The 26,773-nt window shown below is 68.7% G+C and carries 25 protein-coding genes; 4 read left to right on the top strand and 21 right to left on the bottom strand.

Going from position 1 to position 26,773, the window contains the following annotated elements; genetic code table 11:
• Positions 1-11: 11 nt before the first annotated feature.
• From RTW82_RS15240 to RTW82_RS15175, 14 genes are all read right to left on the bottom strand, one after another.
• The gene (locus tag RTW82_RS15240; RefSeq protein WP_316925602.1) at positions 12-1,253 is read right to left on the bottom strand and encodes an NAD(P)/FAD-dependent oxidoreductase; all 1,242 of its coding nucleotides are present in this window, start codon (positions 1,251-1,253) and stop codon (positions 12-14) included.
• Positions 1,240-2,397 (bottom strand): sodium:proton antiporter, encoded by a 1,158-nt coding sequence (locus tag RTW82_RS15235; RefSeq protein WP_316925601.1) that lies wholly within the window; start codon positions 2,395-2,397, stop codon positions 1,240-1,242. Before RTW82_RS15235 ends, RTW82_RS15240 begins: the two co-directional genes overlap by 14 nt.
• The gene (locus RTW82_RS15230; RefSeq protein ID WP_316925600.1) at positions 2,394-4,745 is read right to left on the bottom strand and encodes an MMPL family transporter; all 2,352 of its coding nucleotides are present in this window, start codon (positions 4,743-4,745) and stop codon (positions 2,394-2,396) included. Before RTW82_RS15230 ends, RTW82_RS15235 begins: the two co-directional genes overlap by 4 nt.
• On the bottom strand, positions 4,714-5,319 hold the full coding sequence (locus tag RTW82_RS15225) for an outer membrane lipoprotein carrier protein LolA (protein ID WP_316925599.1): 606 nt from the start codon (positions 5,317-5,319) through the stop codon (positions 4,714-4,716). The genes RTW82_RS15230 and RTW82_RS15225 overlap by 32 nt, the downstream gene beginning before the upstream one ends.
• A complete protein-coding gene (locus RTW82_RS15220) occupies positions 5,316-5,741 on the bottom strand; it encodes an acyl-CoA thioesterase (RefSeq protein ID WP_316925598.1) in 426 nt (141 codons plus the stop codon). Before RTW82_RS15220 ends, RTW82_RS15225 begins: the two co-directional genes overlap by 4 nt.
• On the bottom strand, positions 5,734-7,275 hold the full coding sequence (locus RTW82_RS15215) for an aromatic amino acid ammonia-lyase (RefSeq protein ID WP_316925597.1): 1,542 nt from the start codon (positions 7,273-7,275) through the stop codon (positions 5,734-5,736). The genes RTW82_RS15220 and RTW82_RS15215 overlap by 8 nt, the downstream gene beginning before the upstream one ends.
• Entirely contained in the window at positions 7,256-8,188 is a 933-nt protein-coding gene (locus RTW82_RS15210) for a glycosyl transferase (RefSeq protein WP_316925596.1), read from the bottom strand. Before RTW82_RS15210 ends, RTW82_RS15215 begins: the two co-directional genes overlap by 20 nt.
• Positions 8,185-8,925: a glycosyltransferase family 2 protein gene (locus RTW82_RS15205; protein ID WP_316925595.1), complete on the bottom strand. Its 741-nt coding sequence runs from the start codon at positions 8,923-8,925 to the stop codon at positions 8,185-8,187. The genes RTW82_RS15210 and RTW82_RS15205 overlap by 4 nt, the downstream gene beginning before the upstream one ends.
• A 366-nt stretch (positions 8,926-9,291) precedes the next feature.
• Entirely contained in the window at positions 9,292-10,953 is a 1,662-nt protein-coding gene (locus RTW82_RS15200; RefSeq protein WP_316925594.1) for an AMP-binding protein, read from the bottom strand.
• Positions 10,950-11,495 (bottom strand): hypothetical protein, encoded by a 546-nt coding sequence (locus tag RTW82_RS15195; protein ID WP_316925593.1) that lies wholly within the window; start codon positions 11,493-11,495, stop codon positions 10,950-10,952. Before RTW82_RS15195 ends, RTW82_RS15200 begins: the two co-directional genes overlap by 4 nt.
• The gene (locus RTW82_RS15190) at positions 11,492-11,746 is read right to left on the bottom strand and encodes an acyl carrier protein (RefSeq protein ID WP_021219836.1); all 255 of its coding nucleotides are present in this window, start codon (positions 11,744-11,746) and stop codon (positions 11,492-11,494) included. The genes RTW82_RS15195 and RTW82_RS15190 overlap by 4 nt, the downstream gene beginning before the upstream one ends.
• Positions 11,747-11,759: 13 nt before the next feature.
• Positions 11,760-12,020: a phosphopantetheine-binding protein gene (locus RTW82_RS15185; RefSeq protein ID WP_021219835.1), complete on the bottom strand. Its 261-nt coding sequence runs from the start codon at positions 12,018-12,020 to the stop codon at positions 11,760-11,762.
• Positions 12,001-12,813 carry a lysophospholipid acyltransferase family protein gene (locus RTW82_RS15180; RefSeq protein WP_263151494.1) on the bottom strand — a complete coding sequence of 271 codons (813 nt, stop codon included), beginning with the start codon at positions 12,811-12,813 and terminating at the stop codon, positions 12,001-12,003. The genes RTW82_RS15185 and RTW82_RS15180 overlap by 20 nt, the downstream gene beginning before the upstream one ends.
• Positions 12,786-13,508 (bottom strand): beta-ketoacyl synthase chain length factor, encoded by a 723-nt coding sequence (locus tag RTW82_RS15175; protein ID WP_316925592.1) that lies wholly within the window; start codon positions 13,506-13,508, stop codon positions 12,786-12,788. The genes RTW82_RS15180 and RTW82_RS15175 overlap by 28 nt, the downstream gene beginning before the upstream one ends.
• Before the next feature lie 254 nt (positions 13,509-13,762).
• On the opposite strand from RTW82_RS15175, the gene RTW82_RS15170 reads away from it, so the two are divergent.
• Positions 13,763-14,530 (top strand): ParA family protein, encoded by a 768-nt coding sequence (locus RTW82_RS15170; RefSeq protein ID WP_271104185.1) that lies wholly within the window; start codon positions 13,763-13,765, stop codon positions 14,528-14,530.
• Positions 14,531-14,590: 60 nt separating this feature from the next.
• On the opposite strand, the gene RTW82_RS15165 is transcribed toward RTW82_RS15170, so the two are convergent.
• Together RTW82_RS15165 and RTW82_RS15160 are read right to left on the bottom strand one after the other, a co-directional pair.
• On the bottom strand, positions 14,591-15,409 hold the full coding sequence (locus RTW82_RS15165) for a universal stress protein (protein WP_316925591.1): 819 nt from the start codon (positions 15,407-15,409) through the stop codon (positions 14,591-14,593).
• 80 nt (positions 15,410-15,489) lie between these two features.
• Positions 15,490-15,933 carry a YiiD C-terminal domain-containing protein gene (locus tag RTW82_RS15160; RefSeq protein ID WP_316925590.1) on the bottom strand — a complete coding sequence of 148 codons (444 nt, stop codon included), beginning with the start codon at positions 15,931-15,933 and terminating at the stop codon, positions 15,490-15,492.
• A gap of 214 nt (positions 15,934-16,147) precedes the next feature.
• On the opposite strand from RTW82_RS15160, the gene RTW82_RS15155 reads away from it, so the two are divergent.
• Positions 16,148-16,591: a VOC family protein gene (locus tag RTW82_RS15155; RefSeq protein WP_316925589.1), complete on the top strand. Its 444-nt coding sequence runs from the start codon at positions 16,148-16,150 to the stop codon at positions 16,589-16,591.
• 25 nt (positions 16,592-16,616) lie between these two features.
• Here RTW82_RS15155 and trxC read toward each other — a convergent pair whose 3' ends face one another.
• The 3 genes from trxC to RTW82_RS15140 all read right to left on the bottom strand — a co-directional run bounded on the left by trxC (position 16,617) and on the right by RTW82_RS15140 (position 19,500).
• A complete protein-coding gene (gene trxC / locus RTW82_RS15150) occupies positions 16,617-17,051 on the bottom strand; it encodes a thioredoxin TrxC (protein ID WP_316925588.1) in 435 nt (144 codons plus the stop codon).
• 63 nt (positions 17,052-17,114) lie between these two features.
• Positions 17,115-18,392, bottom strand: a complete 1,278-nt coding sequence (locus RTW82_RS15145) for a bifunctional O-acetylhomoserine aminocarboxypropyltransferase/cysteine synthase (RefSeq protein ID WP_021219827.1) — start codon at positions 18,390-18,392, stop codon at positions 17,115-17,117.
• A gap of 130 nt (positions 18,393-18,522) precedes the next feature.
• Entirely contained in the window at positions 18,523-19,500 is a 978-nt protein-coding gene (locus RTW82_RS15140; protein ID WP_021219826.1) for a sulfite exporter TauE/SafE family protein, read from the bottom strand.
• Positions 19,501-19,727: 227 nt separating this feature from the next.
• Here RTW82_RS15140 and RTW82_RS15135 point away from each other — a divergent pair, with 227 nt between their 5' ends.
• Both RTW82_RS15135 and RTW82_RS15130 read left to right on the top strand, forming a co-directional pair.
• The gene (locus tag RTW82_RS15135; RefSeq protein WP_316925587.1) at positions 19,728-20,426 is read left to right on the top strand and encodes an aspartate/glutamate racemase family protein; all 699 of its coding nucleotides are present in this window, start codon (positions 19,728-19,730) and stop codon (positions 20,424-20,426) included.
• Positions 20,427-20,442: 16 nt separating this feature from the next.
• The gene (locus tag RTW82_RS15130; RefSeq protein WP_316925586.1) at positions 20,443-21,900 is read left to right on the top strand and encodes an alpha/beta hydrolase; all 1,458 of its coding nucleotides are present in this window, start codon (positions 20,443-20,445) and stop codon (positions 21,898-21,900) included.
• 22 nt (positions 21,901-21,922) lie between these two features.
• On the opposite strand, the gene selO is transcribed toward RTW82_RS15130, so the two are convergent.
• Together selO and mscK are read right to left on the bottom strand one after the other, a co-directional pair.
• Positions 21,923-23,383 (bottom strand): protein adenylyltransferase SelO, encoded by a 1,461-nt coding sequence (gene selO / locus RTW82_RS15125; protein WP_316925585.1) that lies wholly within the window; start codon positions 23,381-23,383, stop codon positions 21,923-21,925.
• Positions 23,384-23,453: 70 nt separating this feature from the next.
• A complete protein-coding gene (mscK, locus tag RTW82_RS15120; protein ID WP_316925584.1) occupies positions 23,454-26,768 on the bottom strand; it encodes a mechanosensitive channel MscK in 3,315 nt (1,104 codons plus the stop codon).
• Positions 26,769-26,773: the final 5 nt, after the last annotated feature.

Genomic DNA, 26,773 nt, shown 5'->3' with positions numbered 1-26,773 from the left:
GGTCGGCTCCCTCATTCGCTGGCGCAGAATTCGCTGATCATCCGCAGCCGGCGCTTGGGCTCGGCGACGAAGGGGTTGCGCTCGTCCCAGGCGTAGCCCGCGAGGATCGAGCAGATCATCCCGCGGATTTCCGGCGAGCCGCCGGCATGGAAGATCACATCCTGGAAGCTGCCTTGGTACCAGCCTTCGACATAGGCGCGGAAGGTGTCCACGCCCTTCTTCAGCGGGATGGAGAACTCGCTTTCCCAGTCCGGCGTCTCGCCGTTGAGCTGCCGGTCGAGCACGGCCGCGGCCATGCTCGCCGAACGCATGGCGATGGTCACGCCGGAGGAGAACACCGGGTCGAGGAACTCGGCGGCGTTACCCAGCAGGGCGAAGCCCGGGCCGTGCAGCGATTTGACGTTGGCCGAGTAACCGCCCAGGACGCGGGCCGGGGTGTCCCACACGGCATTGGCCAGCAGGCGGCGCAGGTTCGGCGTCTCGGCGATGAAGCCCTTGAGGCAGGCGTCCAGGTCCTCGGGGCGGCCCGCATAGTGGCTGGGCTCGCCCACCACGCCCAGGGAGCAGCGGCCGTTGCTGAAGGGGATCAGCCAGAACCAGATGTCGCGGTGCTCGGGGTGGATGCTGATGAGGATCTTCTCGCGGTCGAAGCCGGCATCGTCGATGCGGTCCTCGATGTGGGTGAACACCGCCTGGCGCACCGGGAAGCTGGAGGGCGCTTCCAGGTCCAGCAGGCGCGGCAGCACCCGGCCGTAGCCGCTGGCGTCGAGGACGAAGGCGGTCTCCACCTGGTACTCGCTGCCGTCGAGGCGGCGCACGGTGAGCAGCGGGCAATCACCCCCGAACTCGGCGGCGACTATCTCTTCCTCGTAGCGGATTTCCACGCCCTGCAGCGCGGCCTGGTCGGCCAGCAGCTTGTCGAAGTTGGCCCGCTGCACCTGAAAGACAGTGCCCTTGCCCGGGGTGAATTTGTCGCGGAAGTCGAAATCGGTGTAGCGCTCGCCCCAGGCGAAGGCCGCGCCATGCTTGATCTGGAAGCCGGCGGCCATGACCGCGTCGAGCATCCCCGCCTCCTCGATGAAGTCCAGGCAATGGGACAGCAGGCTCTCGCCGATGGAGAAGCGCGGGAAGCGCTGGCGCTCGAGGATCAGCACATCGTGGCCCTTGCGCTTGAGCAGGGCGGCGGCGATGGCGCCGGAAGGGCCTGCACCGATGACCACGACCTGACGCTGCTGGATTTCAATGGGCTTCATGGGGACTCCTTTCCGGGGCGGGGGCTGCGGGCGCGTGCGCTCTGCGCGTCAGGGCCGGCAACAGGGTGGCGATCAATCCCATCAGCATCAGCGCGAAGTACAGCTGCGCGCTGATGATGTGCTGTTGGAACAGAAGGTTGAGAAAAACGATTTCGGTGAGGCCGCGGGTGTTCAGCAGCACGGTTTCGCGCCACTTCACCGGGCTGGCCGCCAGGCGGCCCTCGGCCCAGGACAGGCCCAGCCAGTTGCCCGCCAGCTTGCTGACGATGGGCAACACCAGCAGGGCGCCGAACTGCAGCCAGGAATAGTTCTGCCAGGCCGTGTGCCAGTCGATCTGCAGCAGGCCGAAGGCGAGGATCAGCGGCACCGCCAGCCACACCTGCACGGCGTGGAACACGCCGGCCGGCAGCGGCAGGCGGAAGGGCAGGCGCAGCGCCGCCATCACCAGCAGGTAGGCGATGCCGAACACCAGGGCGTTGAGCTTGAGCTGCTGCAGGGTCAGCAGCAGGGCGAAGAAGGCCAGGCTGTAGACCAGCGGCGCACGCACCCGTGCCAGGTACAGCACCAGCGGCAGCAGCGCCGCCAGCAGGGGCCAGAGCAGGGTGGTGGGCTCGGCGCTGCCCTGGGCCAGGCCGAAGATGCTCCAGCACATCAGGTCCATCAGGATCGCCGCCTGCAGCAGGCGACGGATGCTCGCCTCGTCGTAGCCCAGGTGGCGCAGGTAGAGGAACAGCACCGGGATCGCCGTCAGGGCGAACAGCAGCCCCACGGCGATGGCCGAGAGCAGGCCGTCGGCCGGCAGCAGCCAGAGGGCACAGCCCAGGCCGCAGAAGAACGGCAGGAAGAAGCTCGGCAGGGCGATCTTCACGCTGGAGGCCTGCAGGCGCAGGTCGATCACATCGCTGAGGATGTGCCCCAGCAGCAGGGTGAAGGCCACTCCGTAAAGTGACTGCAGCCAGGGCGCGGCGAGCACCTGGGCGTTGTCCAGGCCCACGGGCGCGCCCAGCCAGAGCATCACCAGCGGCAGGCCGAAACTGGCCAGCAGCAGCTGGCTGACGATGGGGATCAGGCCCAGCTTGCGGCCCACCCAGGTGGCCAGGGCGAACAGCGCCAGCAGGCCGATCCAGAACAGCACGACGCTCACGCCGGCACCTCCTTGCCATGGGCTTGTGCGGCCTGTGCCCAGGGGGCGAGCAGGAAGCAGAAGAACAGGCCGAGGCTGATGGCCAGGCCGAAGTTGGCGATGGCCGGGGTCTGGCTGAGCAGCAGCAGGCCGAAGGACAGCCAGCTGGTCATGCCCGACAGCAGGGTGCCCAGCAGGCTCACCGCCGCGCCGCCCACCGCTTCGCGCATGAGGATGGCGTAGTCGACGCCGATGGCGGTGATCAGCAGCAGGCCGAACAGGCTGAACAGGGTCAGCGGCTGGCCCAGCCAGCCGAGGCAGGCCAGGGACGCCAGCGCCGCCAGCAGTGGCAGGGCGACGATGCGCAGCGAGCCGCCGAGGCCGAAGGGGATGCACAGCAGCACGAGAATGGCCGCGCAGGAAGCCAGCTTGAGCTCGGCGGCGCTGAACTGGGTGGCGGCGAACAGCTGGTTGAGCTCGCCGATGCGGTCGATCAGTTGCACACCGTCCAGGCCTCGCGCGGCATCGGCCATCAGCGCCGGGGAGGCCAGCCCTTGCAGGCTGACGATGCCGGCGGCGCGGCCCTGGTCGTCACTGCCGAGCCAGAGCGGGCGCCAGGCCTCGCCCAGGGGGCCGGCCAGGGCTGCATCCAGCGTTTGCGGGGCTTGGCTGCGCAGCCGGTTGAGTTCGTTTTCCAGCACCTCGGCGGGGATGCCCAGGTCGAGCAACGGCTGCCAGTGCCGGGGTAACTGTGCGAGCGCGTTGCGCAGTGCTTGCTGTTCCGCTTCGGGCGCGACCAACTGGCTGAGGGCGCGGTAGCCCTGCAGGTTGCCGTCGGCCACCGCCGCGTCGAGGCGCTCGGCCAGCTCGGCCTGGCGCTGGAGCATCTGCTCCTGGCTGTCGCCGCGCACCAGGAAGAACTGGCTGGTGGGTTGCAGGCCGGTGAGGCGGGCGATCTCGCGGGCTTCATCGAGCAGGCGCGGCTCGGCGCCGAGCCACTGGCGCAGGTCGTTCTGCGGCTGCACCTGCCACAGGCCGGTGGCGCAGAAGGCCAACAGGGCCAGCAGCCAGGGCAGGCTGCCGGTGCGTGCCAGCAGGCGCTCGCGGCAGGCCAGCAGGCGCTCGGCCAGGCGCAGGGGCGCGGTCGGCGGCGCCAGGCGCAGGTTGCCCAGCAGCGCCGGCAGCAGGCACACCGAGCACAGGTAGGCGGTGACCAGGCCGGCGGCGGAGAACACCGCGATCTGGGTCAGCGCCGGGAAGGGGGTGAAGGCCAGGGCCAGGTAGCCGATCAGGTTGGTGCCCAGGCTCAGGCTGAGCCCCGGCAGGGTGTCGCGTACCGCCTGCCAGGCGCGCCAGGGCTGGCCGGTCCAGCTCTTGCTCAGGTAGTGCAGCGGGTAGTCGGCGGCGACGCCGGTGAGGCTGGCGCCGAGCACCAGGGTCAGCGCGTTGATCTCGCCGAACACCAGCACGCAGGCGGTGCAGCCCGCGCCCAGGGCCAGGCCCACCGGCAGCAGGCTGAGCAGGGTGCGCGGGCGGCGGAATACCAGCAGCATCAGCAGCAGGGTGCCGAGGCTGGCGCCCCCGCCGATCAGGCTGATTTCACGGGCGGCCTTGGCCTGGCCGGCGGCCGCGTGGAGCAGGCCGCTGGCCGCCAGCAGGTGGCCGCCTGCGGCTTCGATCTGCTGGCGGGCGCCGGCCACTTCGCCGGCCAGCCAGGGTGGTGCCTGCATATCGAAGGCGCCGTTCTGGGTACGGGCACGCAGCAGCACCCAGGTGGTGTCGCCGTCCTGCACCTGCAGTGCGCCGCTGGCCAGGTCCGTCTGCACCCGGCTGGCGGGCACCAGGGCCTTCTGCGCGAGGCCGGCGATGCCCAGCCAGTCGTCCTCGGCAGGCACCAGGGCGACGGCGGAGAAGGGGTCGAAGAGGCGTTCGGCGCGCTGGGCGATGAAGCGTTCTGGCGCCTGCTCCAGCAGCTGGCGGTCGGCATGGGGCAGCAACGCCAGGCGGCTGTCCTGCAGTTGCTGGCGCAGGGCGGGCAGGTCGGCCTGCAGGCTCCACTGCACGCGCTCGAAGCGCGGTTCGCCTTGCCAGCGTTCGGCAATCTGCCGGGCCAGGGCCTGGGCGCGCCCGGCGTCGGTGTGGCCCACCAGCAGCAATACCTCGCGGTTCAGCGGTTCCTGCATGCGCTGTTCGGCGCGCTGCACCCAGGCGTCACCGGCGCCCTGGGGCAGCAGGGCGAGCATGTCGGCGGCCACCGGCGGGCCGTTGCGCCATTGCCAGGCGGCCAGCGCCAGCAGGGCCACCAGACCCAGCAGGAACAGGCGCGGCAACAGGCGTTCAGGGCGCAAGGTCGCGTGCCTCCGCGGCATCGAGGGCGTCGCCTGGCTGGCTTGCCGGCAGGCGCAACACGGTGCTGTCGCCTTGGGTTTCCAGCAGCTCGATGCGTTCCACCAGGGCGCCGCCCTGGATCTGGATGGCGCTGAAGATCTGCTTGAGCAGCAGGGAATTCGGGGTCAGTTGCAGCTGCCAGTGGTCGGCGTCGCCGCTGAGCTGAAGCTGGAAGTCGCGGGCCAGGCCCTGGTGGTCGCCCTTGAGCACGGCGAGGAACAGGCGGCTCTGCTGGGCGGCGACGTCCTGGCCGGGCTGCTTCTGCCAGTGGCCGTCGACGCGGCGGGCGATGCCGGCGGCGCCGATGCGGTAGTCCTGCTGCAGCGGCTTCTCCAGCAGCCAGAGCAGTCCCTGCTCGCGGGAGAGCACGAAATGCCCTTCGCTGGTCAGCGGTCTGGGCAGGGCGCGCAGGTGTTTTTCCTGCACGAAGGGGCCGCGCACCACGGCGGGCTTGCCCAGTTGCGCGGCGAGCTGGTCGAGGTCGAAGGCCTGGGCGAGCGAACCCGCCAGCAGGGCCGGCACCAGCAGCAAGGCGCGCAGCAGGCGGGCGGTCATGGCAGCGCCCGCTCCACGGCTTCGACGAACACCTTGGGCGAGGCCAGCAGCATCTCGCGGGTGGCGATCTCCACCGCCACCTGCACGCTGCTGCCCCGGGTCAGGCGCTCGCCGGTGGCGGCGTCGGTGATCAGGTAGTTGATCTTCAGGCGGTTCTCCCACTCCACCAGGTCGGCGCGCACGACGATGGTCTGGCCGAAGCGGGCGCCACGGATGTAGCGCAGCTGCAGGTCGATGATCGGCCAGGCGTAGCCGGCGTCACGCATCTGCGAGTAGTTGTGGCCGAGCTTGTCGAGCAGGGCGCAGCGCGCGACTTCGAGGTACTTGACGTAGTGGCCGTGCCAGACCACTTCCATCATGTCGACGTCGAAGAAGGGCACGAGGACTTCCACCTCGGCCTGGATCACCCCGGCGCTACGCATAGAGCCTCCAGTGGCGGGCGCGGATGCGCTCCAGGCACAGGCGCAGCTCGCCTTCCAGGGCGCGGTCCTCGATCACCGGCGGGAAGTCCCCGGCCAGTTGCTGGTGCATGGCGGTCAGCGGCTCGGGCAGCGCGCGCGGATTCTCGCGCTGGCGCAGCCAGACGCCCTGGTTGGCGGCCAGCAGGGTGGCGGCGGCCACCTGTTCGGTGAGCTCCAGGCTGCGTAGGGCATCGCGGGCGGCGATGGTGCCCATGCTGACCTTGTCCTGGTTGTGGCATTCGGTGGAGCGCGAGAAGACGCTGGCCGGCATGGTGTTCTTCAGCGCCTCGGCGGTCCAGGCGCTGGCGCCGATCTGCACCGCCTTGAAGCCGTGGTTGATCATGGCCGTGGCCTGCGGCGCGCCGGAGAGGTTGCTCGGCAGGCCGTGGTTGTAGCGCACGTCCACCAGCAGGGCGAGCTGGCGGTCGAGCAGGTCGGCGACGTTGCCCACCAGGTTCTTCAGGCTGTCCATGGCGAAGGCGATGTGGCCGCCGTAGAAATGCCCGCCGTGGAGCACGCGCTCGGCCTCGGCATCGATCAGCGGGTTGTCGTTGGCGCTGTTCAGCTCGGTCTCGATGAACTGCCGTAGCAGGCCCAGGCTGTCGGCCAGCACGCCCAGCACATGGGGCGCGCAGCGCAGCGAGTAGCGGTCCTGCAGGCGGTGCAGCGGCGGCGTCGGCGCGTCGATAGCCAGGTCCTGGCGCAGCCAGGCGGCCACCTGCATCTGCCCCGGGTGCGGCTTGGCGGCGAACAGGCGCTCGTCGAAGTGCTCCGGGTTGCCTTCCAGTGCCACTACGTTGAGCGCGGTGATGCGGGTGGCCAGTTGCAGCAGGTAGTCGGCGCGGGCGTAGGCCAGGCAGGCCAGGGCGGTCATCACGGCGGTGCCGTTCATCAGCGCCAGGGCTTCCTTGGGGCGCAGCACCAGCGGCTGCCAGCCCAGTTCGGCGTGAACCTCGGCGGCGCTGCGGCGCTGGCCCTTGTAGAACACGTCGCGCTGGCCGGAGAGGGTTGCGGCGACATAGGAAAGAGGGGTGAGGTCGCCGCTGGCGCCCACCGAGCCCTCTTCCGGGATCACCGGCAGCACGTCGTGCTCGAGGAACGCCTGCAGGCGCTCCAGCAGCTCCACGCGTACGCCGGAAACGCCATGGCACAGCGACTGCAGGCGCGCCGCCAGCACCGCGCGGGTGGCGGCCTCGTCCAGCACCTTGCCCAGGCCGCAGCCGTGGAAGGTGAACAGGTGGCGCGGCAGGGCCTCGACCTGCTCCAGCGGCACGGCCACCACGCAGGAGTCGCCGTAGCCGGTGGTGACGCCGTAGATCACGCCTTCCTTGTCCAGCAGGGTGTCGAGGAAGCGCGCGCCCCTGGCGATGCGCTCGCGCCAGGCGGCGTCGCCCTGCAGCAGGGCGGGGGCGCGGCGCTGGGAGAGGGCCACGACCTGCTCGATGGACAGCGGCAGCTCGCCGAAGACCACGGGTTCAGGCTGATGTGTCGTCATGTTCGTTCCAGAACGGGTAGAAGTTGAACCATTGCTCGGGGGCCTTCAGGCACAGCTCGCCGAGGCGCTGGGCATAGCGTTGGACCCAGCCTTCGATCACCGCGTCACGCTCGCTGCGGCGCCATTGCACCCGCTCGGCGAAGGGTTCGAGGAAGACCTTGTAGTGGCCGTCGATCTTCAGGCAGGTCATCAGGTTGAGCGGACACTTGAGCAGCCCGGCCAGCAGCCAGGGGCCCTGGGGGAAGGCGGCGGGGTGGCCGAGGAAATCGACCTGGGTGGTGCGCCCGCCGTGCAGCGGCACGCGGTCGCCGGCAATCGCCAGCCATTCACCGCGCTCCAGGCGTTCGCTCAATTGCAGCATGATCGCCGGGTCCAGCTCGCTGACCTGGATCAGCCGCAGGTGGCTCGCGCCGGCCTCGCCCAGCAGGCGGTTGAAGCGTTCGGCGTGGCGGGTGTGCACCAGCACGTTCATCTGCACCTTCTCGCCCAGCTCGGCCAGGGCGCGGCACACCTCCAGGTTGCCCAGATGCGCGCCGACCAGCAGTTGGCCGCGCCCGCCGCGCAACTGCTGGCGCAGGCCGGTCGGGTCCACCAGTTCGATGCGCTCCAGGGGCAGCTTGCCGCGCCAGATGTCGAGCTTGTCCAGCAGGGCGTCGGCGAAGGCCATGAACTGGGCGAACACCGAGCCGAGGGTGGGCGCCAGCTCCGGGCGGCCGCTCCAGGCGGCGAGGTTGGCCTGGTAGCGCCGGGCGCTGCGCCGGGCCTTGGTGCCGAAGAGGAAGAAGTAGAAGACGATGACGTAGAGCAGCGGGCTGAGCACGCGCCGGCCCAGGTGGCGCACCGCCAGGGCGGTGAACTTCATCAGCAGGAAGCTGCCGCGCTCGTCCTGCCGTGCCCAGTGCCCTTCGCTCATGGCCGGCACCTGCGCCAGAGGATCAGTGGTGCGCGCAGGAGCATGCCGAAGAACAGCTTGGCGTGCATCTTCGAGATCAGCGCGTTGTCGTGGAACAGGCGGAAGTGCGAGAGCCCGTCCAGCGGGTAGTGCACCCGGGTCGGCAGCCAGTGCATGGGCTGGTTGCGCCAGGCCAGGCGCACGAGGACCTCCGGGTCGAAATCCATGCGCTTGCCGAGGCGGGTGGTCTCGGTGAGCGCCAGGGTCGGCGCCAGGGGGTAGACGCGGAAGCCGCACATGCCGTCGCGGATCGACAGCGACAGGCTGTTGATCCACACCCAGACGTGGGTCAGGTAGCGGGCGTAGAGGCGGCTTTTCGGCACGCTCTCGTCGTACTGCGGGTAGCCGCAGATCAGCTCGCCCGGGCGGGCCTGGGCGGCAGCGAGGAAGCGCTGCACGTCTTCGAGGTCGTGCTGGCCGTCGGCGTCCACCTGCAGGGCGTGGGAGAAGCCCAGCCGGCCGGCTTCGCGCAGGCCGGCCATGACGGCGCCGCCCTTGCCCTGGTTCACCGCCAGGCGCACCAGGTGGACGTCGGGCTGGGTGGCCAGCTGGTCCATCACCTGGGCGCAGGCGGGGCTGGAGGCGTCGTCCACCAGCACGCAGGGCAGGCCGTGCTGGCGCAGGGCGTCGACCACCAGGGGCAGGGCGTGCTCGTGGTTGTAGACGGGGATGACGGCGCAGGGCTTGAACGGGTTCATGTCGGCATCGGGCAGTGCGGGTGGGTTTCGTGGCCCGGTTCGTGGCCGAGTGTGCGTCGAGTCTCTGTTTCGCCTTGCCGGGCGAGTCCCTTTTCCAGTCGCTGGGTCGCCAGCCCGGTGAAAAGGAATCCCAAAACTTGCCCCTGCATCCGGCCCCGGCTGCGCCGGGGTGCCCTCGCTCCCATCGTTGCGCCGGGAGCCCGGCGCGACAGGCGATCCACGGCCTGACACGCCTCTCGCGCAACGCCTGCATTCGGACCCCTTAAGGGGCGTTTGCCCCGCCCACCTTCTGAGCCGGGCACGAGCAGGTGTTCGCCGATCCAGAGCGGCAGGTTCATATCCACGGTTGAGAGGGCAGCGCTGGCCTTACGCATGGTCGGCCACCAGCAGAATGCGCCCGGAGGAGCAGGCGGCTTCGCCGTTGCGGTAGGCGAAGTAGAGCTTGCCCTTGTCGGTGTCGAAGCGCAGGGACAGTTGCAGGCGGTCGCCGGGGCGGACCAGTTGCTGGAACTTGAGGACTTCCATGCCGGCGAAGCGCGGGGGCAGGGTCATGACCTGGCGGGCGAGGTGCTGGGCCCAGTCGATCTGCACCACGCCGGGCAGGACCGGTGTGCGTGGGAAGTGGCCGGAAAAGTGCGCCAGGTCCAGCGGCACTTCCAGGTCCAGCTGCCATTCGCCGTCGATTTCGCGGCTGGCCAGTGGCTCCACCGTCTTCGGACGGTGGGCCTTGACCAGGTTCTCCACCAGCGCCTGGGGCAGCTTGCCCTGGCTGCTCCAGGGCAACTGGCGCAGCAGGCGCCAGCGGCGCGGCAGGGCGATGGTTTCGCAGTGGCCGGCCAGGTGGCGGCGCAGGGTCTCGGTGACGGTGCGCCGACCCTGGTTGCGCAGGGCATGGATGCCCTCGGTGCTCAGGGCCACCAGCGCGCCGAGGAAGGCGCGGCCTTCCTGCACCACGCCCAGGCGGGCCTCGGTCACCCAGGGGTGTTCGCCCAGGGCCTGTTCCAGCATGGGCAGGGAGATGCGTTTTTCTTCCAGCTTGACGATGCGGTCGAGCCGGCCGAGCAGTTCGAAGCGGCCGTCGGCGTCGATGCGCACGGCATCGGCGGTCTGTTCGCGGTGGCCGGCGGGCAGGTAGGGCGAGGCGAGGTTCAGCGCGCCTTCCTCGTCCCGGCCCAGCTCGACGCCGGCGAAGGGCTGCCACAGGGCGCCGCCCTGGCGCCAGGCGATGCCGCCGGTTTCGGAGCTGCCGTAGATTTCCGTGGGCCACTGGCCGAGGCGTTGCTGCAACTCGGCGGCGGCTTCGGCGGGCAGGGCGCCGCCGGAGGAGAACATCCGGCGCACGCCGCGCAGGGCGGGCCAGTCGAGGTTGTCGCCCATGCGCTTGAGCAGGGCGGGGCTGGCGATCCAGGCGAAGTCGCCGGCTTCCAGGCTGGCCTGCTGGATGTCCTCGGCGAAGGGCTGCGCCCGGCGCACGAAGGGGCGGCCGGCGCACAGCGGCCAGAGCACGCGGAACAGCAGGCCGTAGATGTGCTGGGCGGAGACGCTGGCGACCAGGGTCGCACCGGCGAGGTCGGCGCCCCAGAGGGTTTCCAGGGCTTGGACTTCATTGGCCAGCTGGCGCAGGGTCTTGTCGATCAGCTTGGCCTCGCCGCTGGAGCCGGAGGTGCACAGCACCAGGCGGCAGGCGTCCAGGTCCAGCGCGGCAGGGGCCAGCGGCTCGCCATCGAGGCCGTCGAGGCTGTCGAGCCAGAGGTCGCAGCGTTCGGCCAGGCGCTTGCGGGTCTGCGCCTGGGCGTCGGCCGGCAGCAGCACGTCGATGCCGGCACGCCAGGCGGCCAGCAGGGCGGCGGCCAGCTCGGCGCCGTCTTCGAGGTAGAGCGCGACGCGCCGGGCGCCACGGGTCCGGAGGGCGCCGGCCAGGCGCAGGGCCTGTTCGGCGAGGGCGGCCTGGTCCAGTGCCGGGGCCAGGGTGACCGGGCGTCGCGGGTCGGCCTGCAGCAGCAGGTCTTGCAGGGCGATCCAGCTCACGCGAACCTCCGTACACGCTGGCGCACCAGCCATTCAACGGCGAACAGCAGGCCCATCAGCAGGTAGGCGATGAAGCCGGTGTAGAGCGTCCACCAGCTCAGCGGCGCCCACAGGGTGAGGCCGGCGGCGACCAGGCCGTTGGCGAGGAAGAACCCGGCCCAGACGGCCGTGACGCGACGGGTGTAGCGCACCGCCACCTCGGGTAGCTCGGGCTCGCGCAGGCGTGCCATGCGTTCCACCAGCGGGGTGCCGTGGAGCAGGCTGGCGCCGAACAGGCCGAGCAGCACGGCGCTCATCAGCACCGGGTACCAGCGCAGCAGGTCGGCCTGGTTGACCAGCCCCAGCAGCAGGCAGAAACCCAGGGCGGCGACGGCCGTCCAGCGGTTGCCGGGGCGTTGCGCGGCGCTCAGGCTGCGGGCCAGCCAGAGGCCGCCCAGCAGCAGGGCGAACAGGCGCGGCGACAGGTGCTCCATGCCGTAGTACACGGCGAAGGGGTAGCCCAGCCCGGCCAGCACCAGCAGCAGCCCGATCAGGCGGCTCATGCGGGCTCGTTCACCAGGCGGTGCACGGCCTCGACCACGTCGCTGACGGTGCGCACGGCCTTGAAGTCCTCGGCGGCGATCTTGCGGCCGGTGTGGCGCTTGATGTGGTCGATCAGGTCGACGGCGTCGATGCTGTCGATCTCCAGGTCCTCGTAGAGGTTGGATTCCAGGCTGATCTGCGCCGGGTCCAGCTCGAAGAGTTCGACCAGGGCGTCGCGCAGGGTGGTGAAGATCTCGTCACGGGTTTGCATCGCGGTCTTTTCCTCAGGCGGCTTTCTGTGCCGAGACGAAGGCCGCGAGGCTGGCCACGTTGGCAAAGTGTTTGCGGGTGTCCTTGGCATCGGCGTCGATCTTGATGCCGAATCGCTTCTGGATGGCCAGGCCCAGTTCCAGGGCGTCCACCGAGTCCAGGCCCAGGCCTTCGCCGAACAGGGTCTGTTCGGCGTCGATGTCGTCGGGGCCGATGTCTTCGAGGCCCAGGGCCTCGATGATCAGGTTCTTGATCTCAAGTTGCAGAGCGCTCATCCAGGCCGAGCTCCTTCATGAAATGTTGATGCAGATGGTCGTTGAGGCGGCGTGAAGCGATGGGTGCCGACCCCTGTGAGGCGAAGCTCTGCGGGTCGATGTCTTGGCCGACACGCAGGTGGAAGTGGAAGCGCCGCGACGGAATGCTGTACCAGGGCTCGGCCTTGGTCAGGGTGGTCGGGGTCACGCTGATGGTCACCGGGGTGAGGATGCGGGCGCCGCGCAGGGCGATGGCGGCCGCGCCACGGTGGAATTGCGGGGCCTGCCCCGGCGTGGTGCGGGTGCCTTCGGGGAAGACGATCAGGGTCTGGCCTTCCTGCAGGGCGGCGGCGGCCTCGTCGAGCATGTCCATGCTGCCGCTGTTGCTGATGTATTGGGCGGCGCGGATCGGGCCGCGCATGCAGGGGTTGTCCCACAGGCTCTGCTTGACCACGCAGTTGGTGTCGCGGATCAGGGCGATCAGCACCACCACGTCGATCAGCGAGGGGTGGTTGGCGATGATCATCTGCCCGGGGCGGCCCAGGCGTTCGGCGCCTTCCACCTCGTAGGTGAGCACGCCGCTGCGGTACATGAACTGGACGAACAGCCAGAACAGCCGGCTGGTGGTGGCGCGGGCACGGCGGCGGTGGTCGGTGGCATCGCCCGGCAGCAGCGAGAGCAGCGGGAACACGACGATGCGCAGCAGCACGCCGCCGACCCCGAACAGGGTGAAGGACAGTGCGGTGGCGATCAGGCGCCACCAGTAGGGGGCGTTGGGGCGGGCGTTCAGGGCCGGTTGCGTTGCCAGGTCCATTTACGGCTCTTCCATTGATGCTGACGGTGGGGCAGATCGTTGAGCAGTGCTTGCAGCAGGCCCAGTGCGTGGGGCCAGGGTTCCGGCGCCTGTTCCGGCGCTTCGGGGGACAGCCTCAGCTGCCACTGGTCGCCGGGCGCGAGCCTGAGGGCGACGGCGTAGGGGAAGGGCACGTCCTCCACCCAGGGGCGGTAGATCTCCGGCGGGCTTTCCTCGGTGATCACCAGCAGCACGGCCGGGGCACCCTCGGCGAGCATGCCGGCGGCTTCCAGGACCGCGTGCTCCAGCCCATCGCCTTCGGCGGCCAGGGCGGTCATCTCGCTGGTGTCGCCGCGCAGGATCGACCACTGGCCGATGATCGCGTTGTGCACCGAGAGGCTGAACTGGGTGGGTGACAGCGGCTCGCCGCGCGCCAGGTCCTGCAGCAGGGCCAGGGTGCGCGGCGTCTCGCCGTGGCGCGAGGCGAACACCATGGGCAGTTGCTCGCCCTCGGCGGCCAGGGGCCAGGCGACGCTCATCGCCATGCGTGCGAGGCGCGACAGGCGGCGCCGCTGCATGGCGGGGAGGAAGGAGACATCGGGCTGGATTTCGCTGTCGGCGGGCGCGAACGGCTGCCTGCACCAGGCGCGCCAGTCGTCCTCGCTTTCCAGGCCCGGGGCCCAGGCACGCCATTGTTCGATGCTGAAGTGAGTCACGCTAAGAGCTCTTTTCGGCCCCTGTCGGGCGTCCTTGTCGACTGGCAATCCCTGAACGACAAAGGCCTTGTCGATGACGCCATAGCAAAGTGCCGCATTATCCCCGAGCGTCGGGTTACTTCGCAAACTTCAGACACAATCTTCAGATGTAAGGCACATAAATATCCGCCGGTAAGAAAGCCCCGGCAGTGCTCGCCCTTGTCACGGGCTTTGCATAGAATCCGGGACTATCCAAGGGATCCGGGAGGTGTGCGATGCGGCGAGTGGTGTTCAATCAGAAGGGCGGCGTGGGCAAGTCGAGCATCGCCTGCAACCTGGCGGCGGTCAGTGCCTCGGAGGGTTATCGCACGCTGCTGATCGACCTCGACACGCAGGCCAACTCCACTCACTACCTGACCGGCCTCACCGGCGACGACATTCCCATGGGGATCGCCGATTTCTTCAAGCAGACCCTCTCTTCCGGCCCCTTCGGCAAGAAGGGCAAGGTCGATATCTACGAAACCCCCTTCGACAACCTGCATGTGATCACCGCCACGGCGGAGCTGGCCGACCTGCAGCCCAAGCTCGAGGCCAAGCACAAGATCAACAAGCTGGCGAAACTGCTGGACGAGCTGGCCGAGGACTACGACCGTATCTACCTGGATACGCCGCCGGCCTTGAACTTCTATACGGTTTCGGCGCTGATCGCGGCCGATCGCGTGTTGATCCCCTTCGATTGCGACAGTTTCTCGCGCAATGCCCTCTACGGCCTGCTGGCCGAGATCGAGGAGTTGAAGGAAGACCACAACGACGGCCTGGAGGTGGAAGGCATCGTGGTCAACCAGTTCCAGCCTCGCGCCAGCCTGCCCCAGCAGTTGCTGGACGAGCTGGTCGCCGAAGGCCTGCCGGTGCTGCCGGTGAACCTGATGAGCTCGGTGAAGATGCGCGAATCCCACCAGGCCTGCACCCCGCTGATCCACCTGGACCGCAGCCACAAGCTGACCCAGCAATTCGTCGAGCTGCACAATCTTCTAGAAGCTTGAAGCTTGAAGCTTGAAGCTTGAAGCTTCCGGCTTCCGGCTTCCGGCTTCCGGCTTTGCCGCCTACTTCACCACCAACACATCACAGGGCGGGCGCTGCAGGTAATGCAGCGCCAGGCTGCCCAGCAGCGCCTGGGAGATCATGCTGCGGCCGTGGCTGCCGAGGGTGACGAACTGCGGCTGGGTCGCGGCGATGGCCTCGTCCAGGGCGCGTGGCAGGGTGCCGTGGGTGACCTCCAGGCTGATCCTCGGGGCGGCCTTCACGTTGCCCAGTTCATCCTTCAGCAATTGCTCCAGCAACTCGCGCTGGGTCTTGAGGTATTCGCCGGCGCTGCCCGCCTTGGCCAGCAGGCGGCCGGTCACCTCCATCACGTTCACGGCCAGCAGGTGGCCTTCGGCGCTCAGCAGGCTGCAGGCGCTGCGCAGGGCGTCGCAGGCGCAGAGGGAGAAGTCCAGCGCGGTGAGGCCCTTGCGGTAGGGGGCGGGTTTTTCGCCCACCGCCAGCAGCAAGGGGATGTCGATGTGCCGGGCGACGCGCTCCAGCGTGGTGCCGATGAACAGCTCCGGTGCGTTGTGGTGGTGGTTGCCGATCACCAGCAGGTCGGCCCTGCTTTCTTCCACCTCTTCGAGAATCTGCAGCGCCGGGCGGCCCTTGCGCAGCAGCACCTGGGTGGGCGGCGCGCCGAGTTGTTCCAGGCGCTGCTGGAACAGGCGCTGGGCGCCTTCGCGCAGGTTTTCCTGGAGCGCATTGGGCAGGTGGTCTTCGAGCACGTGCAGCAGGGTCAGGCGGGCGTCGTACTGGCGCGCGAGGTCCACGGCGCGTTGCAGGGCGAGGTCGGCCTCGCGGCTCAGGTCATGGGCGATGAGGATATGGCTGAACATGGATGGCACCTCCGGGTGAGGTGCCACTCTGGGGCAATTCGCCGCGCGGCAACTTGATCCAGGGCAATCCGCCCCCGGGCTCAGTGGGCGCGCAGCTGGTAAAGCCCACGGCTCTGCGCCACCACCTCGCCGGTGGCGTCCACCAGGTCCAGCTCCAGCAGGTAGTCGGCCTTGCCGTTGGCACTCGCCTCGGCCTGGATGCGCTCGATCTCCTCGGTACCGATGCGCGCCTCGACGCTGATGTCGCCCTTGGCCGGGCGGCGGAAGCGCAGGCTCATGTCCTTGATGATGGGGTAGAAGCGACGGGTGTCGAAGCTGGTGATGAACAGCGCGCCGCCGGGAATCTCCGCCAGGGTGAACAGGGCGCCGGCGTACAGGGTGCCGATGTGGTTCTCGTTGCCGGCCAGGGGCATCAGCAGTTGCACATGGCCCGGCTCCAGGGTCAGGGCCTTGAGGCCCGTGCGGCGGACGAAGGCGATCTTATCTTCGGTGAAGTGGCGGGCCATTTCTTCGTTGAATTGCATGGCGAACTCCGGCTGGACGAATGCCTGGAGCCTAGCCGGATGCGCGTCGGCGGCAATGACCGGGACGGCCAGCACGGGTGACCGAAACGATCAGGACCCGGCCGTTAGGTGGGACTTTCACCGGGAGGTTGAGCCTGTAACGGACGCGCTTCATTGCCTAGGGTAATCATCGGCCTGCGCATGTCGCGCTCGCTCGAACCAGCAGGGAAAGCCCATGAACGCCACCTTCAAACCACAGGGATTCAATACTGTTACCCCGAACAGCATCGTCAGCGACCTAGCCGGTGCCGTCAGGTTCTACCAGGCGGTGTTCGACGCGGAAGAGCTGCTACGCCTGACGACGCCGGACGGCAAGGTGGTGCATTGCGAGCTGAGGTTCGGCGACTCGCGGATCAACCTCGGCGAGTCGATGGAAGGCTGGCCGGAGCAGCCGCTGCTGGCGCAGATCTATGTGCCCGATTCGGACGCGACCTTCGCCCGGGCGATACGCGAAGGCGCCCGGGAGCTGAGCCCGGTGGCCGATATGTTTTTCGGCTCGCGGGAAGGCCGGGTCATCGACCCGTTCGGCAACACCTGGACCATCTCCACGCACAAGCGCCAGGTCTCCGCCGAGGAGATGCAGCGGGCGCTGAACGAGATGTACGCCGGGCAAGGCTAGCCGAAGCGGCGCCCGCCCCGACGTTCTAGATGCCCTGGCTCTTCAGCCAGCCCAGCAGTTGCGGCAGGGGCAGGGCGCCGCTCTGGCGGGCGACTTCGACACCGCCCTTGAACAGGATCAGCGTGGGAATGGAGCGGATGTTGAGCTGCCCGGCCAGTTGGCGGTTGGCCTCGCTGTCCAGCTTGCCCAGTCGGCAGCGGCCGTGGAGCTGGGCGGCGGCTTGCTGGTAGGTGGGGGCGAAGGCCTTGCAGGGGCCGCACCAGTCGGCCCAGACGTCCACCAGCAAGGGCAGGTCGCCGCGCAGTTGCTTGGCGAAGCCGGCTTCGTTGAGGTCGAAGGGCGTGGCGGGGATCACGGCGGACTTGCAGTGACCGCAGCGGGGCGAGTCGCCCAGGCGCTCGGCGGGGATGCGGTTGAGCCCGGCGCAGTGGGCGCAGGGAATCATCAGGGGATCGGTCATGGTCGGCTCCGGAACAGATTCCCCTGATCTGGAGCCGACCTGCCGAATATCAACCCCTGGGCATCAGCCCCGTGCGGCCTCGAGGGACTGGGTGAGGTCGGCGAGGATGTCGTCGATGTGCTCGATGCCGATGGACAGGCGCACCATGTCGCGCGGCACGCCGGCCTTTTCCAGCTCCTCGTCGTTGAGCTGGCGGTGGGTGGTGGAGGCCGGGTGGCAGGCCAGGGACTTGGCGTCGCCGATGTTCACCAGGCGCACCACCAGTTTCAGCGCGTCGATGAAGCGCGCACCCGCCTCGGCGCCGCCGACGATGCCGAAGGACAGGATCGCCGCCGGCTTGCCTGCCGTGTAGCGCTGGGCCAGTTCGTGCTCGGGGTGGTCCGGCAGGCCGGCGTATTTCACCCAGGCCACCTGCGGGTGGGCCTGGAGGAAGTGGGCGACCTTCAACGCGTTCTCGGTGTGGCGTTCCATGCGCAGGGGCAGGGTTTCCAGGCCCTGGAGGATGAGGAAGGCGTTGAACGGCGACAGCGCCGCGCCCATGTTGCGCAGCGGCACCACGCGGCAGCGGCCGATGAAGGCGGCGGGGCCGAAGGCTTCGGTGTAGGTCACGCCGTGGTAGGAGGCGTCCGGGGTGTTGAGCAGCGGGAAGCGTGCCTTGTTCTCGGCCCAGGGGAACTTGCCGGAGTCGACGACGATGCCGCCGATGCTGTTGCCATGACCGCCGATGTACTTGGTCAGCGAGTGCACGACGATGTCCGCGCCGTGTTCGAAGGGGCGGCAGAGGATGGGCGTGGCTACGGTGTTGTCGACGATCAGCGGCACGCCATGGCGGTGCGCAGCGGCGGCCAGGGCGGCGAGGTCGATGATGTTGCCCGCCGGGTTGCCGATGGACTCGCAGAACACCGCCTTGGTGCGTTCGTCGATCAGCGCTTCCAGGGCGGCGATGTCGTCGTGGGCGGCGAAGCGCACCTGGATGCCGGAGCGCGGCAGGGTGTGGGCGAAGAGGTTGTAGGTGCCGCCGTAGAGCTTGGCCACCGAGACGATGTTGTCGCCGGCTTCGGCGACGGTCTGGATGGCGTAGGTGATGGCGGCCATGCCCGAGGCCACGGCCAGGGCCCCGACGCCGCCTTCGAGCGCGGCGATGCGCTTCTCCAGCACGTCGTTGGTGGGGTTCATGATGCGGGTGTAGATGTTGCCGGGCACCTTGAGGTCGAACAGGTCGGCACCGTGCTGGGTGTCGTCGAAGGCGTAGGAGGTGGTCTGGTAGATCGGTACCGCCACCGCACGCGTGGTCGGGTCGGGGCTGTAGCCGGCGTGGATGGCGAGGGTTTCCGGTTTCATTGTGGCTGCGTTCCTTCGGGGCTGATGAAGGAGCGCAGCATGTGAAAGCGGAAGGGGTGCGGTCAATGACCTGGAGCAATCAGCGGCTGGCGCGGCTAGACCGAAAAGTTCGGTGGCTAGAACCGCCCGATCAGCGCAGGGCCATGTAGATGTTGAAAGCGCTGATCAGGGTGATCAGGGTGCCGACCAGGGTCAGCAGGGTGCGCGCTGGCAGCTTCTTGCACAGCATGGCGGCGAAGGGCGCCGCGAACAGGCCGCCGAAGACCAGCCCGGCCACCAGCATCCAGGTGTTCAGCTCACCGGCCAGGAGGATGAAGGAGGTGGCGCTGGAAATGGTCAGGAAGAACTCGGCGAAGTTCACCGAGCCGATGGTGGTGCGCGGATCGCTGCCAGAGCCCAGCAGGCTGCTGGTGACCACCGGACCCCAGCCACCGCCGCCGGCGGCGTCGACGAAACCGCCGAACAGGGCCAGCTTGGCCACGTGCTTCGGCGCCCGGCGCTGGGCGACGTGGCGGTAGGCCTTGCTGAGGATGTACAGGCCCATCAGAAGCAGGTAGGCGGAAATGAAGGGCTTGAGCGCGGCGCCGTCGAAGGTGGTGATCAGCACGGCGCCGAGCACCGCACCGATGATGCCGGGCAGCAGCAGGCGCAGGAACAGGGATTTGTTGACGTTGCCCAGCTTCACATGGGAAATGCCCGAGAGCCCGGTGGTGAAGACTTCGGCGATGTGCACGCTGGCGCTGGCAGCAGCGGGGGAGGCGCCGGCGGTGAGCAGGAAGGTGGTCGCGGTGATGCCGTAGGCCATGCCCAGCGCGCCATCCACCACTTGGGCGAGGAAGCCCACGGCCACCGCGCTCCAGAAGGTCGGGCTGCTGAGGGTGCGTTCGATGATGTCCAGGCCGGTGGCCCCGCCGTGGTCGCCGAAGAACAGGCGCCAGGCGAGGAAGCCCAGCAGGCTGACCAGCACCAGCACGGCGAACCACATCGCGGCGCGCAGCACCGGGTGGTTGTCGGGGTGGCTGACGAAGTCCTCGACGGGGGGGATACCCAGTGCCTCGTGCTCGGTGTTGATCGGGCTCTGGCTGAGGTCGAGATTGCGGATCTTCATGCGGGGTACGGTGCCTGACAGTGGGTGGTAGAACAGGCTGGAATAAGCAGGCGGCGAAGATAAGCGGCTTTGCTTAGAGAGTCTAAGAAGATTTCCGCAGGTTCATATTCCATTTTCAAAGGTTCGGGTGGCCCGTTGCGGCTGTACCTGCCCATCGCCGGATAACTGTATGTCCAGGCAGCACGCCTGCCTGGGCTAGGCTGGGATTTTGCTCGGGAGAACGCGTCATGGGGTTGCTGGGTGTACTGGGTGGCATGAGCTGGGAGTCGACCCTGAGCTATTACCGCCTGCTCAACGAAGGCGTGCGCGATGCGCGGGGCGGCCTGCATTCGGCGCCGTTGCTGCTGCATTCGGTGGATTTCGCCGGCATCGCCGCCCTGCAGAAGTCCGGTGGCTGGGACGAGGCAGGGCGCCAGCTGGCTGCCGCTGCGCAAGGCCTGGAGCGTGCCGGCGCCGGGGCCCTGCTGCTGGCCACCAACACCATGCACAAGGTGGCGGCGGCGATCGAGGCGGCGGTGGACATCCCCCTGCTGCACATCGGTGACGGTGTGGGGGCGGCCCTCAAGGCGCAAGGCTGCGAGCGGGCGGCGCTGCTGGGCACGCGCTTCACCATGCAGGAGGATTTCTACCGGCAACGCCTGGGCGAGCGCTTCGGCATTCGCGTGCAGGTGCCGGATGCGCCGGCGATGGTGGAGATCGACCGGGTGATCTTCCAGGAGCTGTGCCTGGGCCGCTTCCTGCCCGAGGCGCGGGCCTTCTACCTGGCACAGTTGCAGCAGCTCAAGGACGAGGGGGCCCAGGCGGCGATCCTCGGCTGCACCGAGATCGGCCTGCTGCTGGACGGTTGTGATTCGCCCTTGCCCCTGGTGGACAGCACCGAGGAGCATGTACGCATGGGGCTGGACTGGTTGCTGGCAGGGGCCTGAAGACGGGAGCGGGGCGATGCGTACAGGGATCATCCGGTGGCTGGGGCGTGGCGCCTTGCTGATGGCATTGGCGGTGCTGCTGGTCTTCGCCGTGCGGGTGCTGGATATCCAGGGCGAGCCGGCGCTGCTGCCCTGGCACCGCTTCGTGCCGGACGAGCTCGACGAGAAGGCCCTGGACCAGGCGGACTGGGCCGCCTGGATGGGGGCCGAAGCCCATGTCTTCGACCAGGTGCGCCAGCAGGTCAGCGAGCGCCTTGAGCCTGAGGAACGGGTGCCGGCGAACCGCTACTTCCCCGGTAGCCCGCTCTACCCCGGGCACTTCCACCAAGACTGGAACCGTTCCTACGTGCTGCGCCCGGAAGGCGAGCCGGTGGGCGCGGTGGTGATGCTGCACGGCCTCACCGATTCGCCCTACAGCCTGCGCCACCTGGCGCTGCGCTACCGCCAGGCGGGCTTCGTGGTGGTGGGCTTGCGCCTGCCGGGCCACGGCACGGTGCCGGCGGCGCTGACCGACGTGAGCTGGCAGCAGTGGCTGGCCGCCACCCGCCTGGCCGTGCGCGAGGCCCGGCGCCTGGTGGGCGAGTCGCGGCCGCTGCGGCTGGTGGGTTACTCCAATGGCGGCGCGCTGGCGCTGAAGTATTCGCTGGATGCCCTGGAGGACCCAGCGCTGCCCCGGGCCGAGCGGCTGGTGCTGCTCTCGCCCATGGTGGGCGTCGCCGGCTATGCACGTTTCGCCGGGGTGGCGGGCTGGCCGGCGGTGTTCCCGGCCTTCGCCAAGGCCGCCTGGCTGGACCTGCTGCCCGAGTACAACCCGTTCAAGTACAACTCCTTTCCGGTCAACGGCGCGCGCCAGTCCTACCTGCTCACGGCGGCCCTGCAGGAACAGCTGCAGCGGGCCTCGCACCGTGACGGCCTGAGTGCGATGCCGCCGCTGCTGACCTTCCAGTCGGTGGTGGATGCCACGGTGAGCACGCCAGCGGTGGTGGACGGGCTCTACCGCCTGCTGCCGGACAACGGCAGCGAGCTGGTGCTGTTCGACATCAACCGCTCGGTGGATTTCGGCCCGCTGCTGCGGCTGGAGGCGAGCCTGGCGCTGGCGCGCCTGCTGCCGCCGCCGCCGCGCAACTACCGCACGGCGGTGGTCACCAATGTCACGGCGAGCAGCCGCGAGGTGGTCGAGCGGGTGACCGAAGCCGGTGCGCGGGAAGAGTGGGTGACGCCGCTGGAGCTGACCTTCCCCCGTGAGCTGTTCTCGCTGTCCCACGTGGCTGTGCCCTTCCCCGAGAGCGATGGGCTGTATGGCCGGCGCCCCGACCCGGCCGATGACTTCGGCATCCACCTGGGTGACCTGTCGTTGCGGGGCGAGCGGGGTGCGCTGGTGATGGACATGGGCGCGCTGCAGCGTGCCACGTCCAACCCCTTCTTCCCTTACCTGCTGCGGCGCGTGGAGCAGACCCAGGGGCTGGCCCGCTGAGGCCCGCCGAGGGCTCGGGGGCTCAGGAAGAGCAGCTGATTTCCAGGTGCTTGCCCCATTCGGGCGGGCGCTCTGCGTAGCGTTCCATGCCCGGCTGCTCGTCGAACGGACGGGTGAGCACGGCGTGCAGCTGGCGCACCTCGCTGTAGTCGCCACGCTCGGCGGCCTCGATGGCGCGCTGGGCCAGGTAGTTGCGCAGGATGTACTTCGGGTTCACCGCGTGCATGCGCTGGCGGCGGGCGTCCTGGTCGTCGCCTTCGCGCGCGGCGCACTCGACGTACTGCGCGGCCCAGGCGTCGAAGCCGGCGAGGTCGACGAAATCGTCCCGAAGCACGGCCACCGCCTGCTCGGGCGCGCTGTCGCCCAGGCGGCGGAAGAACAGGCTGTAGTCCACTGCGCTGGTCTGCATCAGTTGCAGCAGGCGCTGCACCAGCGCTTCGTCGCCATCCTCTGCCTGGGTGAAGCCCAGGCGCCGGCGCATGCGGTCCAGCCAGGCCGCCTGGTACAGCGGCAGGAACAGCTCCAGCGCCTCGCGCAGGGCTTCCACGGCGATGTGCGGCGTCAGCGCCTGGGCCAGGGCGGCGAGGTTCCAGTGGGCGATGGGTACCTGGTTGCTGAAGCTGTAGCGCCCGCTGTCGTCGGAGTGGTTGCAGATGTGGTTGGCGTCGAAGTCGTCGAGGAAGGCGTAGGGGCCGTAGTCGAAGGTGATGCCGAGGATCGACATGTTGTCGGTGTTCATCACCCCGTGGCAGAAGCCATAGGCCTGCCAGCCGGCGATCATCTCGGCGTTGCGCTCGATCACCGTGCGGAACATCGCCAGCCAGGGTTCGTCGGCGTCGAGGCACTCGGGGAAATGGCAGGCCAGGACGTGCTCGCCGAGGGTCTTCAGCTGCTCGTGCTGACGGGTGTAGTAGAAGTACTCGAAGTGGCCGAAGCGTACGTGGCTGGGGGCCAGGCGCATGACCATGGCGCCGCGTTCCTTCTTCTCGCGGTACACCGGGGTGCTGGAGCCGGTGACGCACAGCGCGCGGCTGCTGGGGATGCCCAGGGCGTGCAGGTGTTCGCTAGCGAGGAACTCGCGGATCGAGCTGCGCAGCACCGCGCGGCCGTCGCCCATGCGTGAGTAGGGGGTCTGGCCTGCCCCCTTGAGGTGCAGGTCCCAGTGCTCGCCAGCGTCGTTGACCACCTCGCCCAGCAGCAGGCCGCGGCCATCGCCGAGGCGCGGGTTATAGCTGCCGAACTGGTGCCCGGAATAGACCATGGCGCGCGGGGCCGCGTCGGACCACAGCTTGTGCCCGGCGAAGAGCTCGGCGAACACCGGCGTGTCGGCCTCGGCCGGGTCCAGGTCGAGCAGCGCCATGGCCGCCGGGCTCGCCACCACCAGGTGCGGGTCGGCCAGCGGGTCGGGCAGGACTTCGGTGGAGAAGGCATCGCCCAGGCGGGCGAAGCGGTTGTCGAACTGCAGGTCGTCGAGTCGTTTCATGGGCTCAGCTTGTCACGCGGCCGGAGCCGGGGGAAGTCGCGGGGACCGGTGGTCCCCGCGTGGCAGCGGCCTACTTGGCCTGCTCTTCGGCGGCGTCGGCGGCAGCTTCCTCGGACGGGGCGTGGGCCTCGACCTTGCGGCTGAGGATGACGTCCATCTTCGGCACCGAGGAGATGTTGATGTTGTGCTCCTGGAACAGCTGGTCGATGCGCCGGTTCAGCTCGTCGGTGGCCAGGCCGCGGTCGCCCAGCTCGCGCACGTAGATCTTCAGCTCGTGCTCCAGGGTGGTGGCGCCGTAGGTCTTCAGCTGCACGTTGGGGGCCGGGTCGCGCAGCACGCGGGTGTTCTCCTGGGTGGCCTGCAGCAGCAGCTTGCGCACCAGTTCCAGGTCGGCACCGCGATTGACGTTGTAGACCAGCACGATGCGGGTGACGGTGTCGGTCAGGGTCCAGTTGATCAGCTGGCTGGTGAGGAAGGTCTGGTTGGGGACTATCACTTCCTTGCGATCGCTGTCGGTGATGTGCGTGGCGCGGATGCGGATGCGGTTCACCGTGCCGGTGACGGTGCCGATGGTCACCAGGTCGCCGATGCGCACCGGGCGCTCGAACAGCAGGATCAGGCCGGAGATGAAGTTGGCGAAGATCGCCTGCATGCCGAAGCCGATACCCACCGAGAGCGCGGCCACCAGCCACTGCAGCTTGTCCCAGCTGACCCCGAGGGTGGACAGGGCGCTGACGAAGCCGATGCCGGCGATGGCGTAGGAGAGCAGGGTGGTGGTGGCATAGGCGCTGCCCTGGGCGAGCCTCAGGCGCGACAGCACCAGCACTTCCAGCAGGCCGGGCAGGTTGCGTGCGAGCACCGTGGTGATGCCGGCGATGATCAGCGCGCCGAGCACGTCGAGCAGGCTGATGGGCACCTGGGTGGCGGCGTCGCCGGTGCCGGCGGCGTACTGGTAGAGGGTCACTTCGTCGAGGTAGGCGAAGACGCTGATCAGGTCGGCCCAGACCAGGTACATGGCAGCGATGAAGGTGCCGAGCAGGGCCAGGCGGATCAGGCGCAGGGACTGCTGGTTGACCTGCTCGATGTCGAGGGTCGGCTCTTCCACCGCCACTTCCTCGCCCTCGGCGTTCTCCTTGGTCTGCGCCTGGCGCTTGGCCAGGGCGCGCGCGTAGGCCAGGCGCCGGGCGGCCACGGCCAGGCCACGGACGAAGGCGGCCTCGATTACCAGCGTGAGGATCAGCAGGTAGAGGGTGTTGATCAGGCGGTCGGTGAGCTTGAGCGAGGTGTAGTAGTAGCCAAAGCCCACGGCGACGATGAACGCCAGCGGCAGCAGGGTGAAGCCCAGGCCGATGAGGAAGCGGAAGGGCGAGGTGTGCTCGCGCATCGGCTCGGCCAGCAGCAGGTTGCTCAGCACCAGGGCCATCAGGGCGTAGCAGGAGATGACGACGATGATGCCGATCACGTCCTCGGCCAGGGCCTGGGGCTGGTGCTCGGCGACGGTGACCACGGCCACCAGGGCCATCACCACCATGCCGAGGCGGCGGATCTGCTTGCTCAGCAGGGACACCTGCGGGCGCGGCCAGCGGAAGTGCAGCTCGGCGACGCCGCCCGGGGAGAGGATGCGGTACAGGGTGTAGAACACCAGCCAGGCCTGGGCCATCTCCATCAGCGCGGCGCCGAGGGTGGCGTTCTGGCCACGGGCGTCGATCTGCAGGGCCAGGCCGCAGAGGGCGAGGAACAGGGTCACCGGCAGGGCCAGGAGGACGTTCAGCAGCAACGCCAGGGGCGTGTGCATCTGGCTGTCGCGCTTGTAGTGGCCGATGTCCTGGTGCAGGTCGGTGAGCTTGGCGTAGATCCAGCTGCGCCGCCACAGCAGCGCGCCGATCATCAGCAGCAGGGGGATGAACAGCCAGGGGCGGTCCACCAGGCCCTCGCCCAGCTCGGCCAGGCCGGAACCCCAGGGCACGTCGGCGAGCTGGCGTTGCAGGTAGTGCGGGGCGTTCTTGATCCAGGAAAGGTCCAGCGGCTTGTTGCTGGGAATCCAGAACATCTGCTCTTCCAGGGTCGCGCGCAACGCCTGGGAGGTACTTTGCAGCTGCTTCTGGTTGAGCTGCAGGGTGATGGATTCGTTGAGCAGGGCGTTGAGCTCGCGGCTCAGGCGGTCGAACAGCTCGGTGCGGGTGGTGGCCAGGTCGAGCAGGGTGGCGCGCAGTTCCGGGGTGACCTGGTCGGCGGGCTGGCGGGACAGCAGGTCGTCGACGTAGGCCTGGGGGCTGTTGAGCTTGTCGCGCTGCTGGCTGAGTTCGAACTGGTAAAGGCGGATGTCGGCGATCTCGTCGGCCAGGTCGCCGTCGAGCTTGAGGTGCGGCAGGGCCTGCTTCTGCTGGTAGAGGATCTTCGACAGCAGCAGGCTGCCCTTGAGCACGCTGATCTGCTCCTCCAGGGCCTGGTCGGCCTGGCTGAGGGTGTCCAGTTGCTGGCGGGTTTGCAGGTTTTGCTGGGTCAGTTCGTTAAGGCGGTCGGTGGCCCGCAGCAGGTAGTCGGAGAGCTTGAGGTTGGTGGCGCTCTCGGCGGCCAGCAGGCTATCGGGCGTGGCCTTCTGCGCCTCGCGGGAGAGTTCGGCGACGGTCTGCTCGGAGCTTTCCCGGCGCTTGTCGTTGATCAGCGACTGCAGGGCCTGGGTTTCCTGCTCCAGGCGATGGATGCGCTCCACCAGCAGGTCGCGGCGGCTGTTGCCGAGGTCCTGCAACAGGCTGTTGCCGGCCAGCTCCTGGCGGCGCAGCTGGGTCTGGGCGTCGAGGGCGGCGAGTTCGGCGTTGTACTGGTCGCGCTGCTCGTCGGAGAGCGCCTTGCTGCCTTCCTTGCCGATCTTGAGGGTGGCGTTGATCTGCTGGGCGCGGGCCTGGTTGCTGGCGATCTCGGCCTGGGCGCGCTCGGGGCGGGTCTGGGCGGTGATGATCAGGCTGTTGGCCTCGGCCAGGTCCTTCTGCCAGTCGGCCAGCTGGGTGCTGCGCTGGTTGAGCAACTGGTCGAGCTGGGCCAGGGACGACTTGCTGTAGCGCTCGGTGACGTCCACCGGCTTGCTGGCCTTGAGACGGGTGAATTCGCGCTGGGCGTCGCTGGTCTGGCGCGGGGCGTCGGTGAGCTGGCGCTTGAGGTCGGCCAGGCGCTTTTCGCTTTCGGCTTCGTTGCCCAGCAGGGTCAGGGTCTGTTCCAGCACCTGCTGCACGGCCTTCTGCTCGGCTTCGGACAGCTTGCGCTCGGCCAGGCTGTCCAGGCTTTGCTGGACCTTGGCGCTGGTCGGTGGTTCGGCGGCGTGCAGGTTGGTCACACCGAGGCTGAAGCCGATGAGGGCGGCGGCAATGAGGGGGCGCAGGAAAGACATGGTCG

The organism is Pseudomonas sp. zfem005 (genome assembly GCF_032621735.1).
GTDB classification, from domain to species: Bacteria; Pseudomonadota; Gammaproteobacteria; order Pseudomonadales; family Pseudomonadaceae; genus Metapseudomonas; species Metapseudomonas solani.
The sequence above is the reverse complement of the archived record's forward strand: the minus strand, read 5'-3'. Positions and strand labels throughout refer to the sequence as shown.